Origin of the sequence: Pseudoalteromonas rhizosphaerae, assembly GCF_902498845.1 — a bacterium.
Classification (GTDB): domain Bacteria; phylum Pseudomonadota; class Gammaproteobacteria; order Enterobacterales; family Alteromonadaceae; genus Pseudoalteromonas; species Pseudoalteromonas rhizosphaerae.
Window position 1 is genome coordinate 509,027 of the sequence record NZ_CABVLM010000001.1, and the last position, 24,453, is coordinate 533,479.

Here is a 24,453-nt window from a genome sequence, read left to right on the forward strand (position 1 = left end):
CATGATTTTGCGGTTATTATCAGTGCAACTAAACCTGAAAAAATGATGATTACGGTGCTTTAGTTTGGTATCAAGATGACATACAGCTATAATCCAACAAAATAGTAAAAGAGATCCATTATGGCAGTTCCTAATCGTTCACAAATCACCCCTGGCACCGAAGTTAATATCGTTTTAAAACAAGATCAGCGTAGCGGCACATTAACGCAAGGTGTTGTTGAGCGCCTTTTGACTAAATCACCCAATCATCCGCATGGTATTAAAGTGCGCTTAGAGGATGGTCAAGTAGGGCGAGTGAAAGAGATTTTGTCATGAGTGCACTTACTTTAAGCGAATTCTGGCAATTAGTTACCGTTGCAGATAGAACCGCAGAGCCAGAATCAGTCAGTGAACGTTTAAAAGGTTTACTTACAGATTTAAGCGATGCACAGCTCATTGAATTTGATAAGCAATTTAGCCTTTGTATGCGCCAAAGTTATACTTGGGAGCTATTCGGTGCTGCGTTTGTAATGGCCGGTTGCAATGATGAATACGGTTTCTCAGAATTTCGTTGTTGGTTAATTTCTCGTGGTGAAGCAGCTTTTAATGCTGCGCTTGAAAATGCTGATTTTTTGGCTGATTGCACACCTGTTTATCATTTAAACGAGCAGCCTTATCCTTACTTAGATGAGTATGACTTGATCGCTGGTTTATTATATGAACAGCGTAATGAAGACGAATTACCCTTTGCTCCTTCAGGCCTTGATCAACCCAAAGGTAAGCGCTTTAAAGATAAGCCTAAATTTTTAAAGTTGGCATATCCGCAACTATTTGCTAAATATTGGCAGTAACATAATATTAAAAACCAACCATGACTCAGTATACTGGCTGGTTTTTATTTTAATCACCGTAGCTATGCTATGCTGAGTATATAAATCAATAAATGTCAGGTATTTAATGCGCTATCGTAAAGTATTACTGTGTTTAGTGTCGGTTTGTTTAACTACAGTTGTCAGTGCTAAAACTGAGCTGCCAAGTAATAAAAGTCAGTTTATTAATTTATTCAATACTAAGGTTGGTAGTTATCAATTGGTATCAGGTGAGGCTAAAATGTGTGCTGGTGGACAGTTAGCATGGCTTGATGCAAATGAGCCTGATCTTGGCTTTAAGCTCGGTGATGAAATTATTTTTAATAACTTACACCATGGCACACAAACGAATAAAGTCGCTAACTTTTGTTTGGTCACTACTAAGTATAAATACACCACGCAAAGCATTACCATGTCACTACGCCATACTCGCTGTGAAAACGAGACAGATAATTTAGACACGAGCCAAACGCTGCGTTTTATTTCGCCTACAACGCTTGCGTACAGTGTAGAGAGCAGTAATGTTCGTTGTCAGTTTGAACTACAACTTTAAATTTAACGATAATGTGAGTTTTTTATAAATCACAACTTATTTTCGGTAAATGCTGCCAACGCGTTGTGTACTGAGGCGATAAAAATGCACGCTTCATATGCCATGCTTGGCTTTGTTGTTGACTTGCCAGAGTTAGCGTATCGCAGCCGTATCGCTTATTAATTGAATCTAAACACTCCATTAGTTTTATGTTGTCTTGGCTAGGAGCAAATAGGTCGGGTTGTTGAAACTGTTGTGAACTAAGCTCGAGTGCACCCACACCACATTTATAAAAACGGACGTTGTGTTGATATAGCTGCGTAAATATTTCGCTAATTGCTTTAGCAAATACACGGCTATCTGCGCTAGATACGGGTAACTCATACACTAATGATTTTTTATAGTAATGTGACTCATGGGGCGAGCTTGCCACAAATAGTAACAGGCGTTTAGTTAAGGAGCGTTGCTGACGTAGTTTGCGAGCGACAATAATACTGTGATTGATCAACGCTGTTTTTAATGCAACCGGATCAGTTAAACGTTCACCAGAACTACGGGTCGAAAAAATTTCACGCTTATCTTGGCGTATACCATCCCAATTTAAACACACAATGCCATTTAGCTCATTAACTGTACGCTCAAGCACGACGCTAAATAAACGTTTCATACGTTGTGGTGTTTGTTTGGCTAAATCAAGCGCGCTGTTAATGTTAAGTAGTTTGAGTTTTTTAGCTAAACGTCTGCCAACGCCCCATACATCAGCTACATCCATCGCGGCTAAAATATGTTGTCGTGCTTGTTCGCTATCAATCACTGCAATTCCATTAAAACCTTTGAGCTTTTTAGCAGCATGATTTGCGGCTTTTGCCAATGTTGGTGTAGGGCCAAAGCCAACTCCAACAGGGAGTTTTGTTTCGCGCCAAACTGTGCGACGAATTAACTGGCCATACTGATGCCAGTCATTAATGAGTGGGGTAAAGCCGTTAAACTGCAAAAATGCTTCATCAATCGAATATACGTGTTGGGTGTCGCAAAAACGGCTGATCACATTCATCATTTTATCGCTTAGATCCGCGTACAACTCATAATTAGATGAGCGAATAACCACCTTATGTTTGGCCAGTAAATGTTTAACTTTAAAGTAGGGCTGAAACTTAGGGATATTTAAGCGCCGTGCGATAGGACATATCGCACAAATGCAGCCATCGTTATTGGTTAATACCACAACAGGTTTTGAGCGGATCGCTGGATCAAATACTTTTTCAGCGCTGGCGTAAAACGCCACTGCATCCACTAAGCAATACATTGGCGCAGCTCAGCACTAGAGCGATGTAATCGAATCGAACGAGTAACCACACCTTCTAATTGAAATTCATCACTATCAGTCAGTTGCACTGGGGGATATAAGTCCGATGCAGAGAGTAGCCGTGCATTAGTTTTATCTAATAATTTACAAACAAATAAACCATTTAAGTTAGCTACAATGACATCACCATTTTTAGCTTCTTCGGCGCGATCAACCAATAATAAATCGCCGTCAAAAATACCGACCTCTTGCATTGAGCAGCCGGATGCCACACCAATAAACGTCGCATCGGGGTGTTTGATCAATAGCTGATCCAGTGATAAACCAAGTTCTTTATACTGAGCAGCAGGTGATTCAAACCCGCATACGCCCGCTTCGATATAAATAGGAATAACAAACATAAATAATTAACCAAACACATGCACTGTATAAGTGTACAGTATATGTGTTTTAGTTAACTTATGCCAAGTAATGAAGTTGCGATCACTGCATATTTTTAATCATTTTTTGAGCAGTATCTAAAAAGTTATTGATTTGTTGAGAGTTTAAGTTTTTGCACATTTGCTCATTAACATGCTGTTCGGCGTTTAATAGTTTGTCATAAAGAGCATGACCTTCAGAGGTAAACGATAAGATAAAGCAACGCTTATCGTGCTCACTGGCATCTTTGTCAATCAGATTTAATGTAATTAATTCTTTAACTAAGCGTGCAATTTGCGCTTTATCGCGCTGGGTTTGATTCACAATATCGTTAGCAGTGCAGTGAGTTGTCGCTGCAATAATATGTAGACAACGCACATGCATTGCGTTTAACCCAAGCTCACCTGCATTAATGGCTTCGCGTATGGTAACGCGATAATTTTGCATTAAAGCAAATAATGTATTGGCCAATGAAGAGTTCATAATAAATCCATAATGGTTGACAATGTCAATTAAATTGCTATAGTTGATTTTATCAACCAATGGGGCGTTGTGCAATTAAACACGTAAATAAATCTTCTGAGGAGATCAAAATGAGTAGAAAAGTACGTCGTGCAACCGTAATAAGCACAACAGCGATAGCTCCGCATTTAAAGCGTCTGGTTGTTGGCTCAGATGAGTTTCATGATTTTCCTGCGGATCAACAAGGTGCGTACGTAAAAGTGCTATTACCACATGCTGGACAAGATGAGGTTGAAATTGACCTCAAAGCCGCTAACCCTGCACCTAAGCGCTCATATACAATCAGAGCTATAGATACTATTAACAATACAATTACGCTTGATTTTGTCGTCAATCAGCATCGTGGTATCGCAACTGATTGGGCTAAACAAGCAAAGCCTGGTGATAAACTCGCAATTGCAGGCCCTGGCCCTAAAAAGCTAGATGATTTTAGTCACTCGCAGTATTTGATGATTGCTGATTTAACCTCAGTTAATGCTATTAACGGGTATTTACAGCAACTACCTGCAACAGCTGATGTTGATGTGATCATTCATGTTACTGACTCGCAGGATGTTATCGAGCTCGATACAATCAAAGCACACAGCAAGCACACTATAAATTGGTTAATTACAATGCAGCCGCAAATAGATGTGGTTGATCAGGCTTCAGTGCCATTGAATCAATATACGCAAAAACCATTGATTTTCATGGCGCTAGAAGCTGCTATTGTGCGCACCATTAAAGATTTAGCGATTGATAAATATGCAATACCGCGTGAGAAGATTGTCTGCTCAGCGTATTGGAAGCAAGGTGTTGATGCAGATGGCAAGCTAACGGTTTAATCACATTATTAGCAGCAAGTAAGGGAATTAGAGTGCATACCCGTGAGAGGAAGTTTACTTAAACAAAATAAGCGTCTCACAGCACTTACTTTAGAATAAGTAAACTTAGGTATGCACTCAGGTTCGGTGTCGAGACGTTAAAGAGTGTTAGCCAATCGATTTAAATATTTAACCATTCTAGCGGGCTAAATAAAGCGCTCACTGTATTAGTAGTTTTTGATGTAGAGCAAGAAAAAATAGCTAAGCCTTTATTGTGTGTTTGATTGTCGCAATGTCTACCTCGACAATTGCTCCACGCTTTTGGATCACTTGGGCGGCCAGTAAATTACCTGCTTGTGCACATTGTTTTATAGGTTGCTCTGTGAGCCACTGCGCTAAAAAACCAGCATTAAATGAATCACCAGCAGCGGTGGTATCAACGACGTTTGCTATTTTTACAGTGCTAAACAGCTCAACTGAAATTGAATTATCAAGGTGTTTTTTACTGTATTGGCAGCCATCCGCGCCGAGTTTTACAACGACCTCGTGAGCGCCTTGTTGGTGCAAACGCTCGGTACATTGCGTAACATTACTATCTCCCCATAATTGTGCTTCATCGTCAAAGGTTACTAATGCTAAATCGGCTAGTGCGTATGCTTTATTATTGGCAAGGTGGCAGTGCATTTTGCTTGACCATAATGCAGGGCGATAGTTGCTATCATAAATAATTTTTATCCCTTGCTGTTTTAGTAACGCTAAATGGCTGAGTAAAGTATGGCAATCTTGCTCTGCTAAGATTGCCAGCGAGATCCCCGATAAATAAATAGCATCAACTTCGGCAAGGCTGGTTAGTACTTTTTTAAAATCAGTATGTTGCAATAAATATTTAGCGGCTGAGTCGCTACGCCAATACTGAAAAGTACGCTCCCCTGACACATCGTTTTGAATCATATACAAACCCGGTTGTTTGTTATGACTGAGCAGCACATTGTCAGTATTGATATGGTGAGCTTGCCATTTTTCAATCAGTGCACGACTTAGTGGATCAGTGCCCATTGCACTGACATAATTGACGTTTACCTCATTGCCAGCGAGTTTTTTTAAGTAAATGGCGGTATTCATGCTATCGCCGCCATAATTTTGTTGCATGGCAGTAAATGGTTGGCCGCTTAGCTCAACCATACACTCGCCAATAATTGCGATGGACTTAGGCGTCATTTATAACGTCACTCCTTTTTTCCAAATAGCGACTTCACGAATGTCGTTTATTTCATTGCAAGTTGGTTGGCCGTTTACGATGTTGACTAGCAGTTCAACAAATTCCCCGTGGACTTGCTCCATTGAGACATCGTTAATTAAAACGCCAGCGTCAAAATCTATCCAGCGTTTTTTCTTATTGGCAAGTTCTGAATTAGTAGCAATTTTTAACGTTGGCACAAATCCACCATAAGGCGTGCCGCGGCCAGTGGTAAATAACACCATGTGACAACCTGCAGCACCAAGTGCGCTGGTGGCAATAGGGTCGTTACCTGGTGCATCCAATAGATTTAATCCAGGTATTTGCAGGCGTTCACCATAGTGCAAAACCGCTTGTACTTTACTGGTGCCGGCTTTTTGCGTACACCCTAATGATTTATCTTCTAAGGTAGTGATCCCGCCTTTTTTATTACCTGGCGACGGATTTTCATAAATCGGTTGATTATGAGCTTTGTAATAACCTTTAAAGTTATTAACCATGCTAACTAATTTATTGAAGGTCTCTTCGTCTTTACAACGCGACATTAATAAAGTTTCAGCGCCAAACATTTCAGGTACTTCGGTTAATACCGTTGTACCACCTTGAGCAATTAAATAATCCGAAAAATAACCCAGCATCGGATTCGCCGTGATACCAGACAAACCATCGCTGCCACCACATTCAAGGCCAAACTTTACTTCAGATAAAGTACCCGGTTGACGTTTATCTTGTTTTACTTGGGCATAAATTTGTTCAAGTAGCGCAACGCCTTCTTCAATTTCGTCATCGGCTTGTTGGGTGATTAAAAACTTAATGCGGCCTTCATCGTAATCCCCTAAGCCATCACGAAATGCCGGTAATTGATTATTTTCACAGCCTAAGCCAACGACTAAAGCGCCACCCGCATTTGGATGCAGTGCCATGTTTTGTAGCAGTATCCGTGTTGTATCTAAATCATCACCGAGCTGAGAGCAGCCAAACTGGTGAGGAAACGCATAAATGCCATCAATTTCTAATTGTGGATGACGCAGTTTAAACTCTTTGATCATTTGGTTGATCATGCCATTGACGCAGCCTACCGTAGGGATCAACCAAATTTCATTACGAATACCGACTTCGCCATTTTGACGACGGTAAATATTAACAGCAGGTGAGGGTGTCGCTTCACTTTGTTCAATAAACTCAGGAACATACTGATAATCCAGTTCATCATTGAGGGTGGTTTTAACGCAATGGGTATGCACCCAACCGCCTTTTTGAATATTCTCTAGGGCAAAGCCAATGGGGGCACCGTATTTAATAACATTCTCTTGTTTATTAATATCACGCAGCGCCACTTTATGGCCTTTATCAATGTTCTCATTGACTAAGATCTCTTCGCCATCAACGGGCAATATTTCACCAGCGGTGATATTACGCATTGCAATGGCAACATCATCAGTTGGGTGTAGTTTAATTAATGGTTTCATATTATTGGCCTAACTGGTTAGTAAGCGTAGTAGCTACACCTTCAGTGAGCATATTACGTAGGTGAGCTGTAACGGTGGCAGTTAATTCAGGAAGTTCATTTAAATCACTTTCCCAATGCCATTGTGCCCCTAGTACTTGTTCAACAAGCGTGTTTAAGGATAGGGTGTTGTTATCAAAGTCATGCCACAGGGTATTAAATAGTTCTAGCCATTGTGGTGCATCGCTCAATTCAATTTGCTGCTCATTACGTAGGCCTTTATACATCAAAATTTGCCCTGCAATAGCCAATGCCATCATATTCGGTACGGCGTTATTTGTTTTCACATAGGTGTGCAACTGCGGCAAAATACGGGTCTTAAATTTAGTCATACTGTTGAGTGAAATAGCCAGTAATAAATGGCAAATATACGGATTTCTGAAGCGGTTCAGTACATCATTGGCAAAGCGCTTTAATTCATCTTCAGGTAAATCAAGAGTGGGAATAATTTCAGCAAAGATTAATTGTGTTAGGTATTTTTCAAACAAAGGATCGGCCAGCGCATCGCCCACAGAATCAATGTTCGCCATGTAAGCTAGTGGCACTAAAGCCGTATGAGCACCATTTAAAATACCGACTTTTTGTTGTTTGTAAGGTGAAATATCATCAACAATTTTTATATTTAGATCACTGTCTTGCAAGCATAATAATTCAGCTAGATGCTGCGGTCCTTGAATAACAAACAAGTGAAAGTACTCAGCGGTCACCATAAAGTTATCTAAATAACCTAACGATTCTTGTAGTTGTTGATGCTCATCACGGGGGAAGCCAGTGACAATACGGTCAACTAAGCTTGAGCAAAAGTGGTTAGCTTCATTCAACCAGCTTGAAAACGCCTCAGGTAGTTGCCAAAGTTGGCAGTATTGAAACACGATTTCTTTGAGTTTCTCGCCGTTGTAGTCAATTAACTCACAAGGGATGATCACCATGCCGCTGTCAGCTGAGCCGTTAAAGTGATTAAAGCGATGGAACAACCACTGCGTTAATTTAGCTGGGAATGCTTTAGCGGGAGCGTCATCGAGTCTATCAGTATCAATATATTCAATACCAGCTTCAGTGGTATTTGAAAAAATAATTTTCAGATCCGGATTCTCAGCTAATGCCATATAACGCGGAAAATCTTTATAGACAGGAATTTCTTCATTGATTGAACTAATAATACGGTGATCGGCGACGGTTTCACCTTGCTCGTTTAAGCCACGAATAATAGTGGTATACAAACCATCTTGAACATTAAGTAAAGGAATTGCGTCATAATCAATCGGGCGGATCACCGCAACGCCGGCGTTTAGATCACTTGTTTCATTGAGTTTATCAATTTGCCAATCGATAAATGCACGCAAGAAATTCCCCTCACCGTATTGCATTATTTTTGTTGGGTATTTGTTTTTATTAAAGTTTTTTCTATTCAGTGCTTGCATAATATGAACCTATAAACGTTATATGGGCTGATTGATATTTACATCTTAGCTATATTTGCCACCGGTGGCAAATAATATTTGACAAATTGCCACCGGTAGCGAAGAATGGGTATTAACAAGTTTAGTCAATTCAATTTACATTGAATTAGTAATTACGTAATAAACACTTTATACAGGAATTTAAAATGACAGCCACTTTGTTTGATCTAACTTCAAAAACGGCACTCGTCACCGGTGCAAGCCGCGGACTGGGTCAACAAATTGCACTGGGTTTAGCAGCTGCTGGCGCCAAGGTTATTTGCAGTAGTAGTAAAGAGCACGGCTGCCAAGCAACGTGTCAGATGATCAAAGAGCGCGGTGGTGAGGCGTATGATTATGCAGCTGATTTGAGTAATACGGATTCAGTGAATGCCTTAGCAGCTACAGCCTTAGCTAATCATGGCGGTATTGATATTTTGGTTAATGTTGGCGGCACAATATTTCGCAGCCCTGCGGTGGATTACCCGTATGAGCAATGGCAGAACGTGATGAAAGTAAACCTTGATGCCAGTTTTTTATTGGCCCAAGCGGTTGCGCCAAACATGATCAAACAAGGGTTTGGCAAAATAATTAATATTGCCTCAATGCTGTCATACAGCGGCGGTATGACAGTCCCAGCATATACCGCGAGCAAACATGCGGTAGCGGGTCTTACTAAAGCGCTGGCAAACGAATGGGCGCAACACAATATTCAAGTTAATGCTATTGCGCCAGGTTATTTTAGAACCGATAACACCCAAGCATTACAAGATGATGCCGCTCGTAATAGTGAAATTGAAAAGCGTATCCCTGCGGGGCGTTGGGGTGAAGCAGAAGACTTAATTGGTTCAGCCATATTTTTATCATCAACAGCCAGTGACTATGTCAATGGCCATATTCTCGCGGTTGATGGTGGCTGGTTAGCACGATAATTTTTAATTTTAGGTAGCATGTTATGAGCACACAAATAGAGTCACGTTATGCCGTTGGTCCAAATGAAGTTAAAGGCTATGACACCCAACAGTTAAGAGATGAGTTTTTGGTCGACAAACTCATGCAAGAGAACACCATTTATTGGTTATACACCCACTACGAGCGTTTTATGGTGGGCAGTGCGGTGCCAACCAGCGCACCGCTTAGGTTAGAAACGGTAGACAACTTAAAAGCAGCAAACTTTTTAACAGGTAGAGAGCTTGGTGTGATCAATGTTGGCGGCAGCGGCACGGTGACTGCTGATGGAGAAGATTTTCAGCTTGGCTATAAAGATGCCTTGTATTTAGGTAAAGATACCAATGAGGTGCTGTTTAGTAGTCATGAGAGTGGCAATCCTGCAAAATTTTATCTTAATTCTGCACCAGCTCACCACAAATATCCAAATAAGTTAGTGACGCGTAATGATGCCAATGTATTGCATTTAGGTGCGCTTGAAACCTCCAATGAGCGCAATATTAATCAGATGCTGATCAATACCGTAGTACAAACATGCCAACTACAAATGGGGCTAACGGAATTAAAACCAGGCAGCGTCTGGAATACCATGCCAGCTCATCAGCATGATCGTCGCAACGAAGTGTATTTTTATTTTGAAGTGCCAGAGCAGCAAGCTGTGTGTCACTTTATGGGCGAGCCGACTGAAACACGCCATATTTGGGTACATAACGAGCAAGCAGTGGTATCGCCACCGTGGTCAATTCACTCTGGTGCTGGCACACAAAACTACAGTTTTATTTGGGGCATGGCAGGCGAAAACCTCGATTATGATGATATGGATAAATATCAACCGGGCGAGCTGAGATAATCAGCTCTTTTATGATCATATAGCGATAAGAAGAAATAATAATGAATAGAAATCTTCTCATAAAGATAATGCTAGTTTTGTCGTTATTTTTGCTAACTAGTTGCACTGATGACAAAAAAACAGTGCGATTAACTTTGGCACATACATTAGACACCCGCCATGTGGTGCATCAAGCAATGGAATATATGGCTGAACGTTTGGCATTTTATTCAAATGGCACAATGGAAATTGTTATCTATCCAGGTGGTCAGTTGGGGTCTGAACGTGAACTCATTGAGTTGTTACAAATTGGAAGTTTATCAATCACTAAAGTATCGGCAAGCCCGCTGGAAGGCTTTGTACCTGAGATGAAAGTGTTTGGCATTCCGTATTTGTTTCGCGATAGTGAACATTTTTGGCGTGTACTTAAAAGCGATTTAGGCACCGAGCTACTAAATAAAGTAAGCACTGCAAGACTTAAAGGTTTGGGCTATTACGATGCAGGCAGCCGCAGCTTTTACACCACCAATGGCGCGATTAATACCCCAGATGATTTAATAGGTAAAAAAATTCGCGTGTTAAATAGCCCTACAGCAGTAGCAACAGTGCAGGCTTTAGGCGGCGCTGCAGCACCGATTGCATGGGGCGAATTATATGCCGCACTGCAACAAGGTGTAGTTGATGGCGCAGAGAACAATCCGCCAAGCTATTACTTATCTCGTCATTACGAAATCGCTAAATATTATTCGCTGGACGAACATACCTTTGTTCCAGATGTAATTTTAGCAAGCTTAGAAGTTTGGAACTCACTTAACAACGAACAACAACAGTGGTTAACCCAAGCGATGGCCGACTCTGTTGAGTACCAACGTTCATTGTGGCAAAACGCATCTGATGAGGCGCTTAAAGCAGTTATCGCAGAAGGCGTACAAGTGACCTACCCTGACAAACAAGCGTTTCAAGATAAAGTGGCTGATTTTCATGCTTCGTTCGCTGATACAGCGGTTGCAGCTCACATTAAAAAAATAAAAAGCATGTAGGAGCAAACAATGCGACAACTCAACACACACTTAAATCGCATCATAGAGCGATTACTGATTTTGGCCATGATAGCAATTGTAACCGTTGTTTGTTGGCAAGTATTTTCACGATTTATTTTACGTGCACCGAGCTCATACACCGAAGAGTTAGCGCGTTTTATCCTGATTTGGATTGGTGTCTTGGGCGCTTCGTATGCGTATCGTACTAAAGCACATTTAGGACTTGATCTGTTTTATCAAAAAATGATCCCGTCACTTAGGTATAAGTGTTCATTTGTAATCGAAATCTGCGTGCTGATCACAGCATTAAGTATTTTAGTGTATGGCGGCAGCCAATTGATGATGCTGAGCTTTGAATTAAAGCAAACGTCAGCGGCGCTTGAGATCAACATGGGTTATGTGTATATCGTTTTACCGCTGAGCGGGGTGTTGATTGTGATTAATTGCATTGAAAACCTGATCAATTATGCACAGCAAAAATTCACGGAGGAAGCATAATGGACTTAACAGCAATTGTTTTAATCGTTTGTTTTTTTGTATTGTTATTTATTAATGTACCTATTTCTTTGTGTATTGCGCTATCAACATTAGCAGCGCTATTAATGCACATTGATTTTACGCCTGCCACTACGACCATAGCCCAACAAATGGCCGGTGGCATTGATAGTTTCGCATTATTGGCAATCCCATTTTTTATCTTGTCTGGATTGATAATGGGTCAAGGCGGCATTGCTAAACGGCTGATTGAATGTGCTATGGCGATGATAGGCTTTTTACCCGGCGGCCTGGCACTCGTAAATGTAATGTCGTGCATGTTATTTGGTGCAATATCAGGCTCTGCCGTTGCAGCCACATCGGCGATTGGTAGTTTTATGGTGCCAGAAATGAAAAAACATGGTTACAGTGCCAGTTTTGCTGCGGCGGTTACCGCAAGTGCAGCCACTACGGGCATGTTAATACCACCGAGTAATATTTTAATTATCTATGCCATCGCCAGTGGTGGGGTGTCGATTGCGGCATTATTTATTGCCGGCTACTTACCGGGTATTTTAGTAGGGCTGGCATTGATGATTGTTTGCGCTATTTACTCGATTAAAAACAACTACCCAGTAACAGCAAGACTGCCATTTAACATTGTGATGAAAAAAATACTCGCAGCTTTGCCAAGCTTGTTGCTTATTTTTATTGTTATTGGCGGCATTATTGGTGGTGTATTTACCGCAACTGAAGCCGGCGCTATTGCCGTTATTTATGCTTTAATACTGTCGGTATTTATCTACAAAGAAATCAATATAGCTGAAATGCCTGCTATATTACTAAAAGCTTGTGAAACAACGGCTATTGTAATGCTGATCATTGCCGCGTCTTCGGGCATGTCGTGGTTATTGTCATACACACATATTCCACAGCTGGTCAGTGAGTTCTTTTTAACACTCAGTGATAATCCGATTTTAATCTTGCTGTTAATCAATCTGATTTTAATTTTGGTTGGCGCGTTTATTGATATGACGCCTGCGGTACTGATTTTTACACCGATCTTTTTACCGGTAGCTGAGCAATTTGGTATGTCGCCGATTCAATTTGGGATTATGATTGTATTAAACTTATCAATTGGCTTGGTGTCTCCGCCAGTTGGGAGTGTGCTGTTTGTCAGTTGTGCGGTGGCGAAAACATCGTTACATAAAATAATTAAGCCAATGATGCCGCTGTATGCTGTGATGTTTCTGGTATTGATGTTGGTTACATATGTACCGGCGATCAGTGAAACGTTACCGCGTTTATTTGGTTTAATCGAGTAACTAACCTGAACTTGGGATAATTTATTTGCCAGCGTTTAGGCCAACTTAATCAAACAAATCTGTGATGGAGCTCAACAGCTCCATTTTTCTTTTAAATCAAAGTAGTCAATGTATAACAAGAGCTGACTAACTACTTCTATGGATCTACGGTTAGTGTTAAACTTTGCAATCATCCTAAATAGGAACTTTTATGTCAGTAACGATTAATGATGTAGCTAAGCTGTGTGGTGTTTCAAAGCGCACAGTTTCACGTGTGATCAACCGCTCTCCCGCTGTGGGTGAAGCGACGCGAGAGCGAGTGCTTAAAATTATCAGCGAAGTTGGTTTTTCTCCTGACAAACAAGCTCGGGGGCTGGCATCAAGTCGTTCTTACTTATTAGGTTTAATTTATGATAACCCCGATGCATTGTATATTGATCAGGTGCAACGAGGTGCATTAAGCGTCTGCTCTGAACTTGGCTATGAATTGGTTGTTCATCCTAGTTACTCTAAAAGTGCTGAATTTATTGACGATTGCCTGTCATTTATCTCTCGCTCTAAGCTTGATGGCGTGATTATTTTACCGCCAGTATCTGAAAACAAAGAGTTGGCTGCAGCAATTCGTGAAGCAGGTTGTCCTTATGTGCGCTTAGCATCGGTAGATTTAGATGATGCTGATAATATTGTGGTCTCAGACGAACGCGCAGCAATGAAAGAAATGGCCAGCTACTTGGTTGAACTTGGCCATAAAGACATTGGTTTTATTTCTGGACCGCAAGTTTATCGTTCTTCAATCGAACGCTTAGCTGGATTTTTAGCTGAACTGCAACAATGTAATGTGCAACTGCCAGGAAATCGTATTATTGAAGGCAAAAATAGTTACGAAAGTGGTATTGAGTGCGCTATGACATTGTTAAGCACTGAACCAAGACCAACGGCCATTGTTGCTAACAACGACGAAATGGCGGCTGGGGTATTACGGGTTGCCAGTAATTTAAATATCAAAGTACCAGAACAGCTATCAGTAGCAGGTTTTGATGATAATATTTTGGCTTCACGGATCATTCCATCGCTAACGACTATTCGAAGACCTGTACAAAATATGGCATGTTTAGCGGTGCAAAAACTCATCAATAAAAGCCAATCGACACAAAGTGAAAAAATTAAATTAGATGACGTAGTCACTCCTTATTTAGTGAAGCGTGAATCTACTAACAGATGCGCTAAATAGTACCGATTACCCCCCCCATAATAACCTTTTTGTTACAGACATATAAAGCGCCTAACTGACAGTAGGGCGCTTACTTCTATCCGTAATCCAATATACTTTTTTGATTTAATTAATGAGTTAATTAAATTTGAGGAGCACCTTTGATAAAATAGCATGAAATATCGCTGTTAAACCAAACGGCCGATATGCTGCTTAAAGCGTAAAATGCATAGCGCTCGTTTTTAATACCTGGAACATTTTAAGCGCTGTAAGCCCCGGCTGATATCAATTGTATTAAGTTACTGACCATTTATAGCGACAGATAAATACAGTGATAACAAGGCAGAAATTTTGATAGGGTGTTCTTGGCAATTACTCCTGCATTGCTCTACCTCCTGCATCTATGCAGTCGTACTTGAAAAATTACTAACTCAATTTAATAACGTTAACTTCATGCCCTCGCTCTTTAACCGCAGCGCCTGTTAATCTCTTTGTGAATTATTAACTTGAAGATTTTGTTGCGCAAAGAGAAAGGAATGATATGGATAAAAAAATACCCTTGCTGTGCGGGGCAAGGGTATTGGTAACTATCAAATTGTCTTAAAGCAGCGCTTGGCTGCTCTCATTACAACTACTGAATGGTTATCTCATCCAATGTGATAGTTGCTTCACTTTCCGTTCTGAGAGTGATGAATGAGGTTGCTGTGGCTACCAACCCATCGACGGTGTACGTTTGACCAGGGACGAGCTCTTCAAGTTTTACTGAATAAAACTTTGAAGAGCCGCCATGGATCGAATTAGCGCTACCTGAGGTATTGTTATCTACATATATTTGGAAGCTTTTTGCGGTGTTACCTGCTACAGCCGCGACTTTAAAGCTCACTTGATAGTTGTTACTTAAATCAAGTAGACCCGTTGTGCTTGCATCCGCTGAGGTGGTATTCACCGCAGGGGTGGTATTGGCAATGCTAATACGTGCACCTGTCATGGTTAGTTGCCCAGCGGATACATCGATTGTGCCAGTGACACGATGAAACAGCGGGGTCCCCGTACCCGATAAACCTGATAGGTCGCGGTAGCTATTACTAAAAAATTCGTCAGCATTTGCTGCGGCAAAATTTTCAGTAAATGGTAAACCAAGCGGCTGTTGCACAGGTGGCTCACTTGGCGCTGCAATGTCTGGGATGTCTAAATCGCTTTGATCTATTTTACCAATACCGGCATGGGCAATAACATGCGCTTTAACGTCCATTACTGGAGTTAACTTATACTCGTAAGGTGCTTGGTATGAGCTGGTGGGTGTCATACCTGTAGCAGTAACCTCTGCTGCCACATCGCCGTCAGCCACATCACCCCAAGTAACGCCTTCACCTAGGTAGTTACCAGAGGTATTCCAATAACCAATTACTTTTGAGTAAAAAGAGACCACAGGATTTTTAGTATGCTCAAAGTAGTTATTCTCAATATGTAGCTCTGCGCCCATTCGTGAGTTAATCGCGCTAGAGGTGATATTGTTATAATAGTTGTTGAATATATGGCCTAGACCAAATCTAAACAACGGAACACGCGATATGATGTTTTCAAAGCGGTTATGGTGAAAGGTAATATGACGATTCTTGTTGCTGCTCGAGTCATCATCACTGTGACCATGGAGTGACGTTTTCCAGCTATCGTGAATATAGTTATATGAAATGGTAATGTTTTCAGCACCCGATTTAGAATCGATTAAACCATCATAATAATCTTGATCAACATTTAACGATGAATAGAGTTCGTTATGATCAATCCAGATATTCGCGGTAGGTTTATTTTCATCACCTTCAATCGAAATACCATCTTTACCGCCGGTAAGTACTTCATGGATTTTTAAGTTTTGGATAATGATGTTATTAGCACGACGAATAGCAATGCCGATACCACTTAGCTCACCACGATCTGCCACACCAATGATTGAGATATTATCCATATCTTTAATTTCGATAGAAGAATTATCGCCGCCACTGTTTGCATCAGTAATGACACCGTCGACATAAATAGTCACTGGAACACCTGATGATTTTGCTTGTGCTAAAGCCGACTTAAGCGCTGTGCCATTATCAACGGTCACGACTGTTCCACCTTCGCCACCGGTTAGGTTAAAATTATAACCAGCAAAACCCAGACTATTATTCACCGGTGTAATTGCAATTGGCTCATCTGGCAAGATTGGGATTGCTAGTGGTTCAGGTGTCCAACCTTGGCCATCATTAAAGCTTGCAAAAATAGCATTACGCTCAAGTAAGTTAACCACGTCGCTGTCTTGCATAATGTAACCGCCAACACGGGCACTTAAATCAAGGGCATTACCTGCTAAATCCATGCTGCCATACTCGCGCCAGCCACTGGTAGCCGTTGCAATTTCTGGATTTGGTGCAGGTTGACTGTTAACACCTTGCACAGCCCAACCTGAGGTTGCAATGTGGGTATCAAACTTATTATTGATAAGCGTTATGTTATCGAAATATGTGTCACTGCCACCACTGCGTGCAATATAGGTTGAATTATCTAACACATCATTGCCAATTGGTCCTGGGCCATGAGTAAAACTACTGTTTAAAAAGATAAAGCCAGGATCTGTTTGCACAGGTACGCGTGCTTGTAATACATAGCCTCCAGAGGTGTCTTTCGTTGGGTCATTGTCTTTAGAGTCACCTATAGTGCGTATTTCACTGCTTTCAAATAATGCGGTAACTGGGTAGCCCCAAATAAAGTCAACATTACCAGCAACTAAGCTGTTGTAGAACCAGCTATAACCTTTCAGTAATAGGGTATCTTGTTCGCTAATAAAGCTGGCATTATTAGCCACTAAACGACCATTACTATTAAAGTAAATTGTTTCAGCTTGGTTTGAATCAACCTTGTTACGCAAATGCGTGTTTTTCAATGTTAGGTTGTTGATCACTAACATATCCGCACCTTCAACTAAGAATACACCACGACCGCCACCCGGTGTGCCAGAACCTACAGGCGCACTGCCACCTGAGCCACCATTGAGTGTTTCGAAGTTTTCGTACTGAATAATAGTATTGTCTTGGCTTTGCCCTTGTATAGTTACGTTATTTTTATTACGTAAGAATAGCAGTTCATTATATACACCATCTTTGACTGAAATGGTGGTTTGCTCATCTTTAGCAAGATTTGCCATTGCAAAGTTAAGTGCACCTTGCACGGTTCTAAAGTCAGCTACACCGTCATCATCAACCAATAGTTGATTGCTTGCCGGCGTTGTCACTTTAGTGGTGAACGTCCATTGGCTATTATCACCGAGGCCAATAAAATCAGTACCGTTGAGTTGTGCGCCTAATACCACATCATCACCAATGACAACACGATAAGTATGGCCATATTCAAGCACATTATTATGCGGTTTAATGGTTAAGGTATTGCCTTCAATTGTGAGCGGGTAGTAGTACACAGAGCGGACTTTATCCTGGCCGGTGTAGCCTATCACATCGACATTTTTACCCACTTTGAGGGTATCAACTAGGGTGTTGTCGTTTTGCTTATAAATACGAACTTCACCTAAACTACCAAAGGTAGGGGCGTTATCAAAAGTAAGCGATAATTGGGTATCAACAAATTGGTTATCGCTAGCAATCGCTGGCATTACTTTAGCTGTTAAATCACCATAGTCAGCAGTTGGCATAACAAAGCCTTCTGCAACAGAGACTTTAATAGTACGGGTAATACTTGGGTCTGAATCCGATACAAATGTGATCGTTGCATCGCCTGCAGCAATCGGTGTAAGGGTGATCGTATTTGCATCGATTGTAACGCTCACCACTGCTTCATTGCTTGAAGTGACCGTGTAGGTGTCGGCTGTGATACCGTCGTTTTTAATCGCTGTAACGTTGATCAACAATGGATCCATACTGGTACTTGTGTCCCAATTAGGCTCTTTGTAATCAAGGGTTAACTGAATTGGCTTGATACTAGGGTCGCCCACTTTTACATCATCAATTTCAAACGAACGATTATTCGTAAACACACCAATTAAGCCACGCGCTGTATAGCTGGTATCAGTCGCAGAGCCCATTTTCTCACCATCTAAGTATACGGTAAGTTGATCATCAATCATCTCAAATCGAGTGGTGTACCAAACGCCGTCTTCTGTAGCGCCTTTTTCACCGAGTAAGATTGGTGATTTTGTTTGCACTGGACGCGCAATCGACCCTTCGCTACTAACGGCAACTTCCACTTGCGTACTGCTTGATGAGTTTTGCACATTTAAGCCACCGGCGTACCAATTACCGGCATTTAAATAGCGTGCCATCAAAAAGATCTGCTTATTGGCCGTGGTAGAGTTCTGGCGCGGGCGAATTTTCGCTTCAACAAAGTAGTTACCTGTCGAAGGCACGTTTGCCATAGCTTCTTCAGTGGCTAAAATTAGCTCGCCCCCAGCACCGCCTGCGGTGTATCGCATCATGTTATTACCCATGATATCAAGTACATCAAACTCACCCATTGGGGATTCAGTGTTATCTGGCTTGGCTAAAATTTGCCAATTATTTAAATCACCATTGGCAAAGTCATCACAAAAATACAGTTCAGGTGCATCCGTGCAGCTAAATACAGATGGATCTTTAACATACTCAACTCTGAGGTTATTGATAACCACAGTGCCGCCTGTTTCGGTACGTAACTGTAAAAATGAGTTTTTAGTCGCAAGCTTTCCGGGTACTGTTAAAGTTTGACCAGCAGTAAGCGAGTTGATCAATTCATTATAAAAACGTGAGTCATTACCATGGATTGATTTAGAACTGCTTGATGAGTTGTTATCCACATATATTTGGAATTTATTATCACCTTCAGGGTCACTTATACTGACAATATCCATCACCACTTGATAAGGACGAGACAAATCCAGCGCTCCACTGGTGGTGGTATCCGTTGCTGCTGTTTCAATACCTGGGGTGGTGTTACCTAATGTGAAACGACCTCCATTGAGTTCTAATCCAGTATCAATCACAGTGACTGAGCCGCCTGTTTTGCTAAACATGGGGATTTCATCGCCGTTTGCATCAATAATTTTTTGATGATCAACAGAGAAAATATCCGCAGTAAGTGCGGTAAAGTCAGTGGTAATTGGTAATTCTACTGTTGGGATCTCACCTTCCACAGGAGGATCAATCGGTGGTTCAACCGGCGGTTCAACATCTGGTACGTCGGTTGCCACTGTTTCAATGGTTAAGTTATCAATGACAATCATTGCCGCTGAATCAGTGCGTATTTGGAAATATGAATTTTTAATCTCAGGATTTAAAATACCGCGGGCATCGACATGAGTCAGATCAGGGCCAGTATTTACATCTTCGCCTGGAATGTAGGTATATGAAAACCGTTGACCTGCAGGGGTGTTGGTTTCGTTTATGTCTTTACCATAAAACTTTGAAGCACCGCCATGCACTGAATTACTTTGACTGGCAGTATTATTATCAATATAAAGCGATAATCCACCAGCACTATTATGAGAAACAACATCAAAGCTAATGGTAAACCCTTCGCTTAAATTATAAATCCCCACACCTGAGTTATCAGTCGCTGTTGATTCTTTGCCGGGCAGGGTATTACCGATGGTAATACGGTCGCCTTCAAGAATTAGTTGGCCTGCTACATCGTCAATTTTTGCACTACCGCCACTTTTAAAATATAACGGGCCGCTGCCTTGCTCATCCGATAAGCTTTTATAGCTCGATGAGAAAAATGTTTCAGTGTCAGTATCAAACTCTTCAATTAAGGCTAAACCAGCTTGCTGAGCTAAATCGTTGAGTTTGATTAACTCTTCTTGAGCTTGTTGTTCGGAGAACACTAAAATATTGTTTTTAGCATCATCATTACTATCACAAGTAAGCACCAGTGTTGCCAATGCACTTGGATCGCTGGTGGCACAAACACTATAGGTATTATTAACCGTATTATGGGAACGAGAAATTATATACTCTGTGGTAGCTGATTCGCCTTCACCTGAGGTCAGTGCAAGTACGCGGTTACCAAATAAAAACGAATAATTGCCTGTTACTGTTTCGCTACCATCCACTACTTGGCTGAATGTGCCACTAAGGTTTGCTTCATCAACGGGTGTTAATATCAACTGTGCAATACTTGCCTCACTGCCTTGTACTAATGGGTTATACAATGTTCCGCTAAAATCGGCAGTATTAAATGCTAAAGGTTGGGTGCTGTTGTATTGCTTAAAAATAAAATCAACAAAGTGCACAATCGCTTGATCAGCTGGAATTAAGGTATTATTAGCTGAGCCTGCATCAGCGAGCCACGCATTAACGTTTGCCTCAAACTCATCGCTACTAAAATAGTCCGTAATCGTTTGTCCTTCGGCTAAAGTCATAACGGCTGCTTGTGCTGCTTGCTCGCTGATAGTGATGCCATTGCTAGGATCACCATCAACATCTAGTGACTGTAATAAACGCAAACTATTAATAACAGCAGGATGAAACACGGTATCTGTCGAAAATAAAGCAAGTGGAGTTAATACATTGGCGGCAGAGACCGTAGGGAAGGTAAGTGCACCAATTGAGAAATCGATAGCTTCACCTCTAAAGTAATCGAATTGTCCATTTGCGTTTGTTACACCATTGCTTATTGATGGGCTGTTGTAGGTTAAACCAGCAACAGGGCTGTCAACAAATACCCCTTGCACTGGTGGTAACGGGGCTTCTTTGACATTGATAGAACTATCTTCACCGCAGCCTGCTAAGATCGCGGTGATCAGCAAACACGATGGTATTTTTATTGTATTATTCATGCATCCCTCCAAGGATGAAAGCGCGTCATTAACGCGTTAATTGTGTGTGAAATTAACGTTTTTCATTATTAGTAGCTGTTAATAAAATTTATAATTCATACCTAACTGGAACGTACGACCATAATCTTCACGTTGATAGAGGATTTCACCACCGGATAAATCATTACCTTTGAAATAACGTAAATCTGCTTCATCGGTTAAGTTAATCGCGTCAAAATACACGCTGAGGCTTTTCGTAAAATCATATTTCACTTTCATATCAAAGGTTAAGATATCGTCTTGGTATATATCAGCCCATGACTTACAGGTATGTGGGTCTGATACAGAAGCTGATACGGGACAAGAGCCAACCTCTTCAAGGATATCTGAGCGGTAATTACTAATTAGGCGTAACGAGAAAGTCTCATCTTCCCAACCAACAGCAATGTTACCGGTGATATCTGCTTGGCCTGGTAGCTGCATTTTGTCTTGACGAATAGTGGCGTCGAGTTCGGCTTCACTTTTTACAAAGGTCATATTACTTTGCCAAAATAAGCCATTTTCGAAGAACTGATTGTAACTAAGCTCAATCCCGTAGACTGTGGCTTTATCACCATTGAGGGTGATATCAACCTGATTTAGAGCAAGATCTTGAGGAATTGCAAAATCAGATACTTGGTTTACAGGTAAAGTAAGCGGGAGCTCATCTATGCTCATTTGAATACCGGTGACATCGACGATGAAGTTATCAATATTTTTGTAAAATACTGCAGCTTCCATAAATAACTCTTTTGATGGATACCAGCCAAACGAAGCGTCAAAGTTATCCGAAGTCATTGCCACCAAATTTGGGTTACCTACTTGTAACGCATTGTCTGGCCCTAAAATATAGCCTTGTAAATCAATTGCGCTTTGTCCATCTGGTGAGTTGTAGCATTCATTAGTCGTTGGATCACATAAACTAATATCACTATCAAAACGCGCATAACCACGCGCTTGCTTAAACGAAGGGCGGGTATAACTAGTCCACAGTGATGTACGAACCAACATTTCAGGATTTGGTTCGTAGCGTATATGCATACTTGGGAAAAATTCACTGTAGGTAATGGATGCCTCAGGTAAAGGTACCGAAATATCTAAGGTGTGATCACCGCCAAAATTCCAATCATCATTTGATAATGACATATAACCGGTTGATGAAAATTCGGTATGTGCATAGCGTACACCGGTAATAACACTGACCTGCTCTGATAGCTGCAGCTCAGTCATAATATAAGCTGCGTAGGTATCTTCGTATAAGGTATAGTCTTCTTTGGTGCTGTCAATTGACACCTCGCCACCGGTGGCACTGTCGCGCGTAATTTTAGTTGAGTCAACTATGTACTCAAGGTCTTCGTTGCTAACAAAAGGATAGGTAAATAAGCCACCCTCAGGAACCGCAAAGTTATAATCAGTAACATTTGAGTTGGCGACTGTAATACAGGTTTCATCCGTTCCACAATCGAGAGGGTTTATTGCATAGCTCCAGCGATCTTTATCACGGAAGTGTTCGCGTTCGTTATAAGTGCCACCAATTTTAATGAAATTAAGGTACTCAAAATCAAAGTCTTTTTGTAAGTTTAACTTGATACTAGTGACTTCATCAGTGCGGACACTGTCTTCCATAAATAAGTTGTCGTATTCCATATTTGATAAATCGCTGATATCACCATCGGCTTCACCGGCAAAAACATCATTATCTGGATCTAACGCAAAACCACCTAGGGCAGCAGCTTCTTCAGGAGTTAGCACCTGTGCAACAATATTGTTTTTAGTTGCTTGACCGTAAACGATATTCTCACGCTCACGAAACTGAACTCGGCGATCCCCCACTGATTTATCATCTGTTTTTGAATACGCATATTCATAATCTACGCGTAAAGTGTCGGTAATATAGTTTTCACCACCGATACTGTAATTGGTTGTAGTCGTTTCACCTTCCTGAATGAAAAATTGGTTATAAATATCGATATCAGACAGGGCAAACTCTTTTGTATCAGCATTTACATAAATAATTTCATCGGCTTGGTCGCCATTATAAAAGTTATAAAACTCTCTTTGTGCAACGTCATCATCAGTGTAATTAGAGTAGTTACCTCGTATGTAATAAAAACTGTCTGCGGTTGGCTTAAACTCAACATTTAAAGTTGCGGTGGTACGTGTTCGATCAGCAATTTCACGGCGGTTTTCGAGTTGCGCGGGGATCAATATTTCTGGTGCAACACCTAATTGCTCTTCACTGAGGCCAATGCCACCTTGTAAAAAGTTTAATTCTCGAGTGCTATGATGGCGTACCTCATCTACTTGAGTTTTCCTATCTTCATAAGAAAGTGCAAAACCAACGCCTATTTTTTCGTCTAAGAATAGCTGTGTGCCATCAAGGCTAAACTTTGGCGAGTGTTCTTCTCTGAGTTCACTGTATGAATCTTGCAGCTTCATTTTTAGGGTGTTTTTGCCACGGTCATATGCTGAGATAGCTTTGACGTTTACTGCGCCACCTATCGAATTTAGATTCATATCAGGGGTAAGGGTTTTAAATACTTCAATGGCTCCTAATGAATCACTAGTGATACCATCAAGGCCAATTTTACGTTCATCACCCGCACCAGATAGTTCTGCACCATTCATGCTCACCGATACGAATTTAGGACCTAACCCCCGTACTGCAATGTATTTTCCTTCACCTTCACTGCGCTCTAAAGTGACACCAGGAATACGGCGTAATGACTCTGCGACATTTTGATCAACAAAGTTACCCATATCATCCGTAGCAATCACTGAGCTAAACGCTTTAGCATCGCGCTCCATGGCACGTGCTTTTAAATCTGCTTGATAAACGCCTGTTACAGCAATGATTTCAATATCATCTTCAGCTTCTACGGTTTTTTTAGCTGCTGTTTTCTCGGCGCTTGTTGTTGGTTTGTCATTCTCTACCTTTGGCTGTGCAGGATCAGTTGTTTGCGCATAAAGTGGCATAGCTACCATTAATGCTGCTGCGATCGTGCTTAATCTCATGCTCTTCATCTTTGTTCCTTTTTCAGGCTTATAATTGTGTGTGCAAGATATGCGATTCCCGTTGATTCAAATCCCAACTTGCCACCGGTGGCAAAATGGAATAACATGAAGTTAACACTGTATTAATGAAACTGTCAATTTACATATTGACAATTTTTTATTTTAACCAGCATTAAAAACGAAATAGCCAAGGAACATT

Annotated in this window: 18 protein-coding genes; 10 read left to right on the top strand and 8 right to left on the bottom strand. The window is 41.1% G+C overall.

From position 1 onward, the window contains the following. The first annotated feature begins 120 nt into the window (after nt 1-120). From PSR9079_RS02075 to PSR9079_RS02085, 3 genes are all read left to right on the top strand, one after another. Entirely contained in the window at nt 121-315 is a 195-nt protein-coding gene (locus PSR9079_RS02075) for a YwbE family protein (protein WP_149980260.1), read from the top strand. After that, the gene (locus PSR9079_RS02080; RefSeq protein WP_149980261.1) at nt 312-830 is read left to right on the top strand and encodes a DUF4240 domain-containing protein; all 519 of its coding nucleotides are present in this window, start codon (nt 312-314) and stop codon (nt 828-830) included. The genes PSR9079_RS02075 and PSR9079_RS02080 overlap by 4 nt, the downstream gene beginning before the upstream one ends. Before the next feature lie 106 nt (nt 831-936). After that, entirely contained in the window at nt 937-1,401 is a 465-nt protein-coding gene (locus PSR9079_RS02085) for a hypothetical protein (RefSeq protein ID WP_145239144.1), read from the top strand. Between the two features lie 22 nt (nt 1,402-1,423). Here the strand turns inward: PSR9079_RS02085 and PSR9079_RS02090 are convergent, their stop codons facing one another. The 3 genes from PSR9079_RS02090 to PSR9079_RS02100 all read right to left on the bottom strand — a co-directional run bounded on the left by PSR9079_RS02090 (nt 1,424) and on the right by PSR9079_RS02100 (nt 3,589). After that, nucleotides 1,424-2,686: a Y-family DNA polymerase gene (locus tag PSR9079_RS02090; protein ID WP_149980262.1), complete on the bottom strand. Its 1,263-nt coding sequence runs from the start codon at nt 2,684-2,686 to the stop codon at nt 1,424-1,426. After that, nucleotides 2,674-3,087, bottom strand: a complete 414-nt coding sequence (locus PSR9079_RS02095) for a LexA family protein (protein WP_145239137.1) — start codon at nt 3,085-3,087, stop codon at nt 2,674-2,676. The genes PSR9079_RS02090 and PSR9079_RS02095 overlap by 13 nt, the downstream gene beginning before the upstream one ends. Nucleotides 3,088-3,169: 82 nt before the next feature. Beyond that, complete coding sequence (locus PSR9079_RS02100; protein WP_149980263.1) at nt 3,170-3,589, bottom strand: MarR family winged helix-turn-helix transcriptional regulator; 420 nt, start codon at nt 3,587-3,589, stop codon at nt 3,170-3,172. A gap of 110 nt (nt 3,590-3,699) precedes the next feature. On the opposite strand from PSR9079_RS02100, the gene PSR9079_RS02105 reads away from it, so the two are divergent. Next, a complete protein-coding gene (locus PSR9079_RS02105) occupies nt 3,700-4,452 on the top strand; it encodes a siderophore-interacting protein (RefSeq protein ID WP_149980264.1) in 753 nt (250 codons plus the stop codon). A gap of 240 nt (nt 4,453-4,692) precedes the next feature. Here the strand turns inward: PSR9079_RS02105 and PSR9079_RS02110 are convergent, their stop codons facing one another. From PSR9079_RS02110 to PSR9079_RS02120, 3 genes are read right to left on the bottom strand one after another with little or no spacing between them, the layout of a single operon-like run. Further along, a complete protein-coding gene (locus PSR9079_RS02110) occupies nt 4,693-5,649 on the bottom strand; it encodes a sugar kinase (protein ID WP_149980265.1) in 957 nt (318 codons plus the stop codon). Next, on the bottom strand, nt 5,650-7,137 hold the full coding sequence (locus tag PSR9079_RS02115; RefSeq protein ID WP_149980266.1) for a UxaA family hydrolase: 1,488 nt from the start codon (nt 7,135-7,137) through the stop codon (nt 5,650-5,652). It abuts the gene before it with no gap. Between the two features lies 1 nt (nt 7,138). Further along, the gene (locus PSR9079_RS02120) at nt 7,139-8,596 is read right to left on the bottom strand and encodes a tagaturonate reductase (protein WP_149980267.1); all 1,458 of its coding nucleotides are present in this window, start codon (nt 8,594-8,596) and stop codon (nt 7,139-7,141) included. Nucleotides 8,597-8,781: 185 nt separating this feature from the next. Between PSR9079_RS02120 and PSR9079_RS02125 the strand changes: the two genes are divergently transcribed. From PSR9079_RS02125 to PSR9079_RS02150, 6 genes are all read left to right on the top strand, one after another. Then, complete coding sequence (locus PSR9079_RS02125) at nt 8,782-9,546, top strand: SDR family oxidoreductase (protein ID WP_145239119.1); 765 nt, start codon at nt 8,782-8,784, stop codon at nt 9,544-9,546. A 23-nt stretch (nt 9,547-9,569) separates the two neighbouring features. After that, nucleotides 9,570-10,412: a 5-dehydro-4-deoxy-D-glucuronate isomerase gene (gene kduI, locus PSR9079_RS02130; RefSeq protein WP_149980268.1), complete on the top strand. Its 843-nt coding sequence runs from the start codon at nt 9,570-9,572 to the stop codon at nt 10,410-10,412. 41 nt (nt 10,413-10,453) lie between these two features. Further along, entirely contained in the window at nt 10,454-11,431 is a 978-nt protein-coding gene (locus PSR9079_RS02135; RefSeq protein WP_246175471.1) for a TRAP transporter substrate-binding protein, read from the top strand. A gap of 9 nt (nt 11,432-11,440) precedes the next feature. Beyond that, nucleotides 11,441-11,929 carry a TRAP transporter small permease gene (locus tag PSR9079_RS02140; protein WP_145239113.1) on the top strand — a complete coding sequence of 163 codons (489 nt, stop codon included), beginning with the start codon at nt 11,441-11,443 and terminating at the stop codon, nt 11,927-11,929. Next, entirely contained in the window at nt 11,929-13,230 is a 1,302-nt protein-coding gene (locus PSR9079_RS02145) for a TRAP transporter large permease (RefSeq protein WP_145239111.1), read from the top strand. The genes PSR9079_RS02140 and PSR9079_RS02145 overlap by 1 nt, the downstream gene beginning before the upstream one ends. Nucleotides 13,231-13,420: 190 nt before the next feature. Beyond that, on the top strand, nt 13,421-14,440 hold the full coding sequence (locus PSR9079_RS02150) for a LacI family DNA-binding transcriptional regulator (RefSeq protein ID WP_145239108.1): 1,020 nt from the start codon (nt 13,421-13,423) through the stop codon (nt 14,438-14,440). A 610-nt stretch (nt 14,441-15,050) separates the two neighbouring features. Here the strand turns inward: PSR9079_RS02150 and PSR9079_RS02155 are convergent. Then, nucleotides 15,051-21,221, bottom strand: a complete 6,171-nt coding sequence (locus PSR9079_RS02155; RefSeq protein ID WP_149980269.1) for a pectinesterase family protein — start codon at nt 21,219-21,221, stop codon at nt 15,051-15,053. 78 nt (nt 21,222-21,299) lie between these two features. After that, nucleotides 21,300-24,263, bottom strand: a complete 2,964-nt coding sequence (locus tag PSR9079_RS02160; protein WP_149980270.1) for a TonB-dependent receptor — start codon at nt 24,261-24,263, stop codon at nt 21,300-21,302. Nucleotides 24,264-24,453 lie beyond the last annotated feature (190 nt).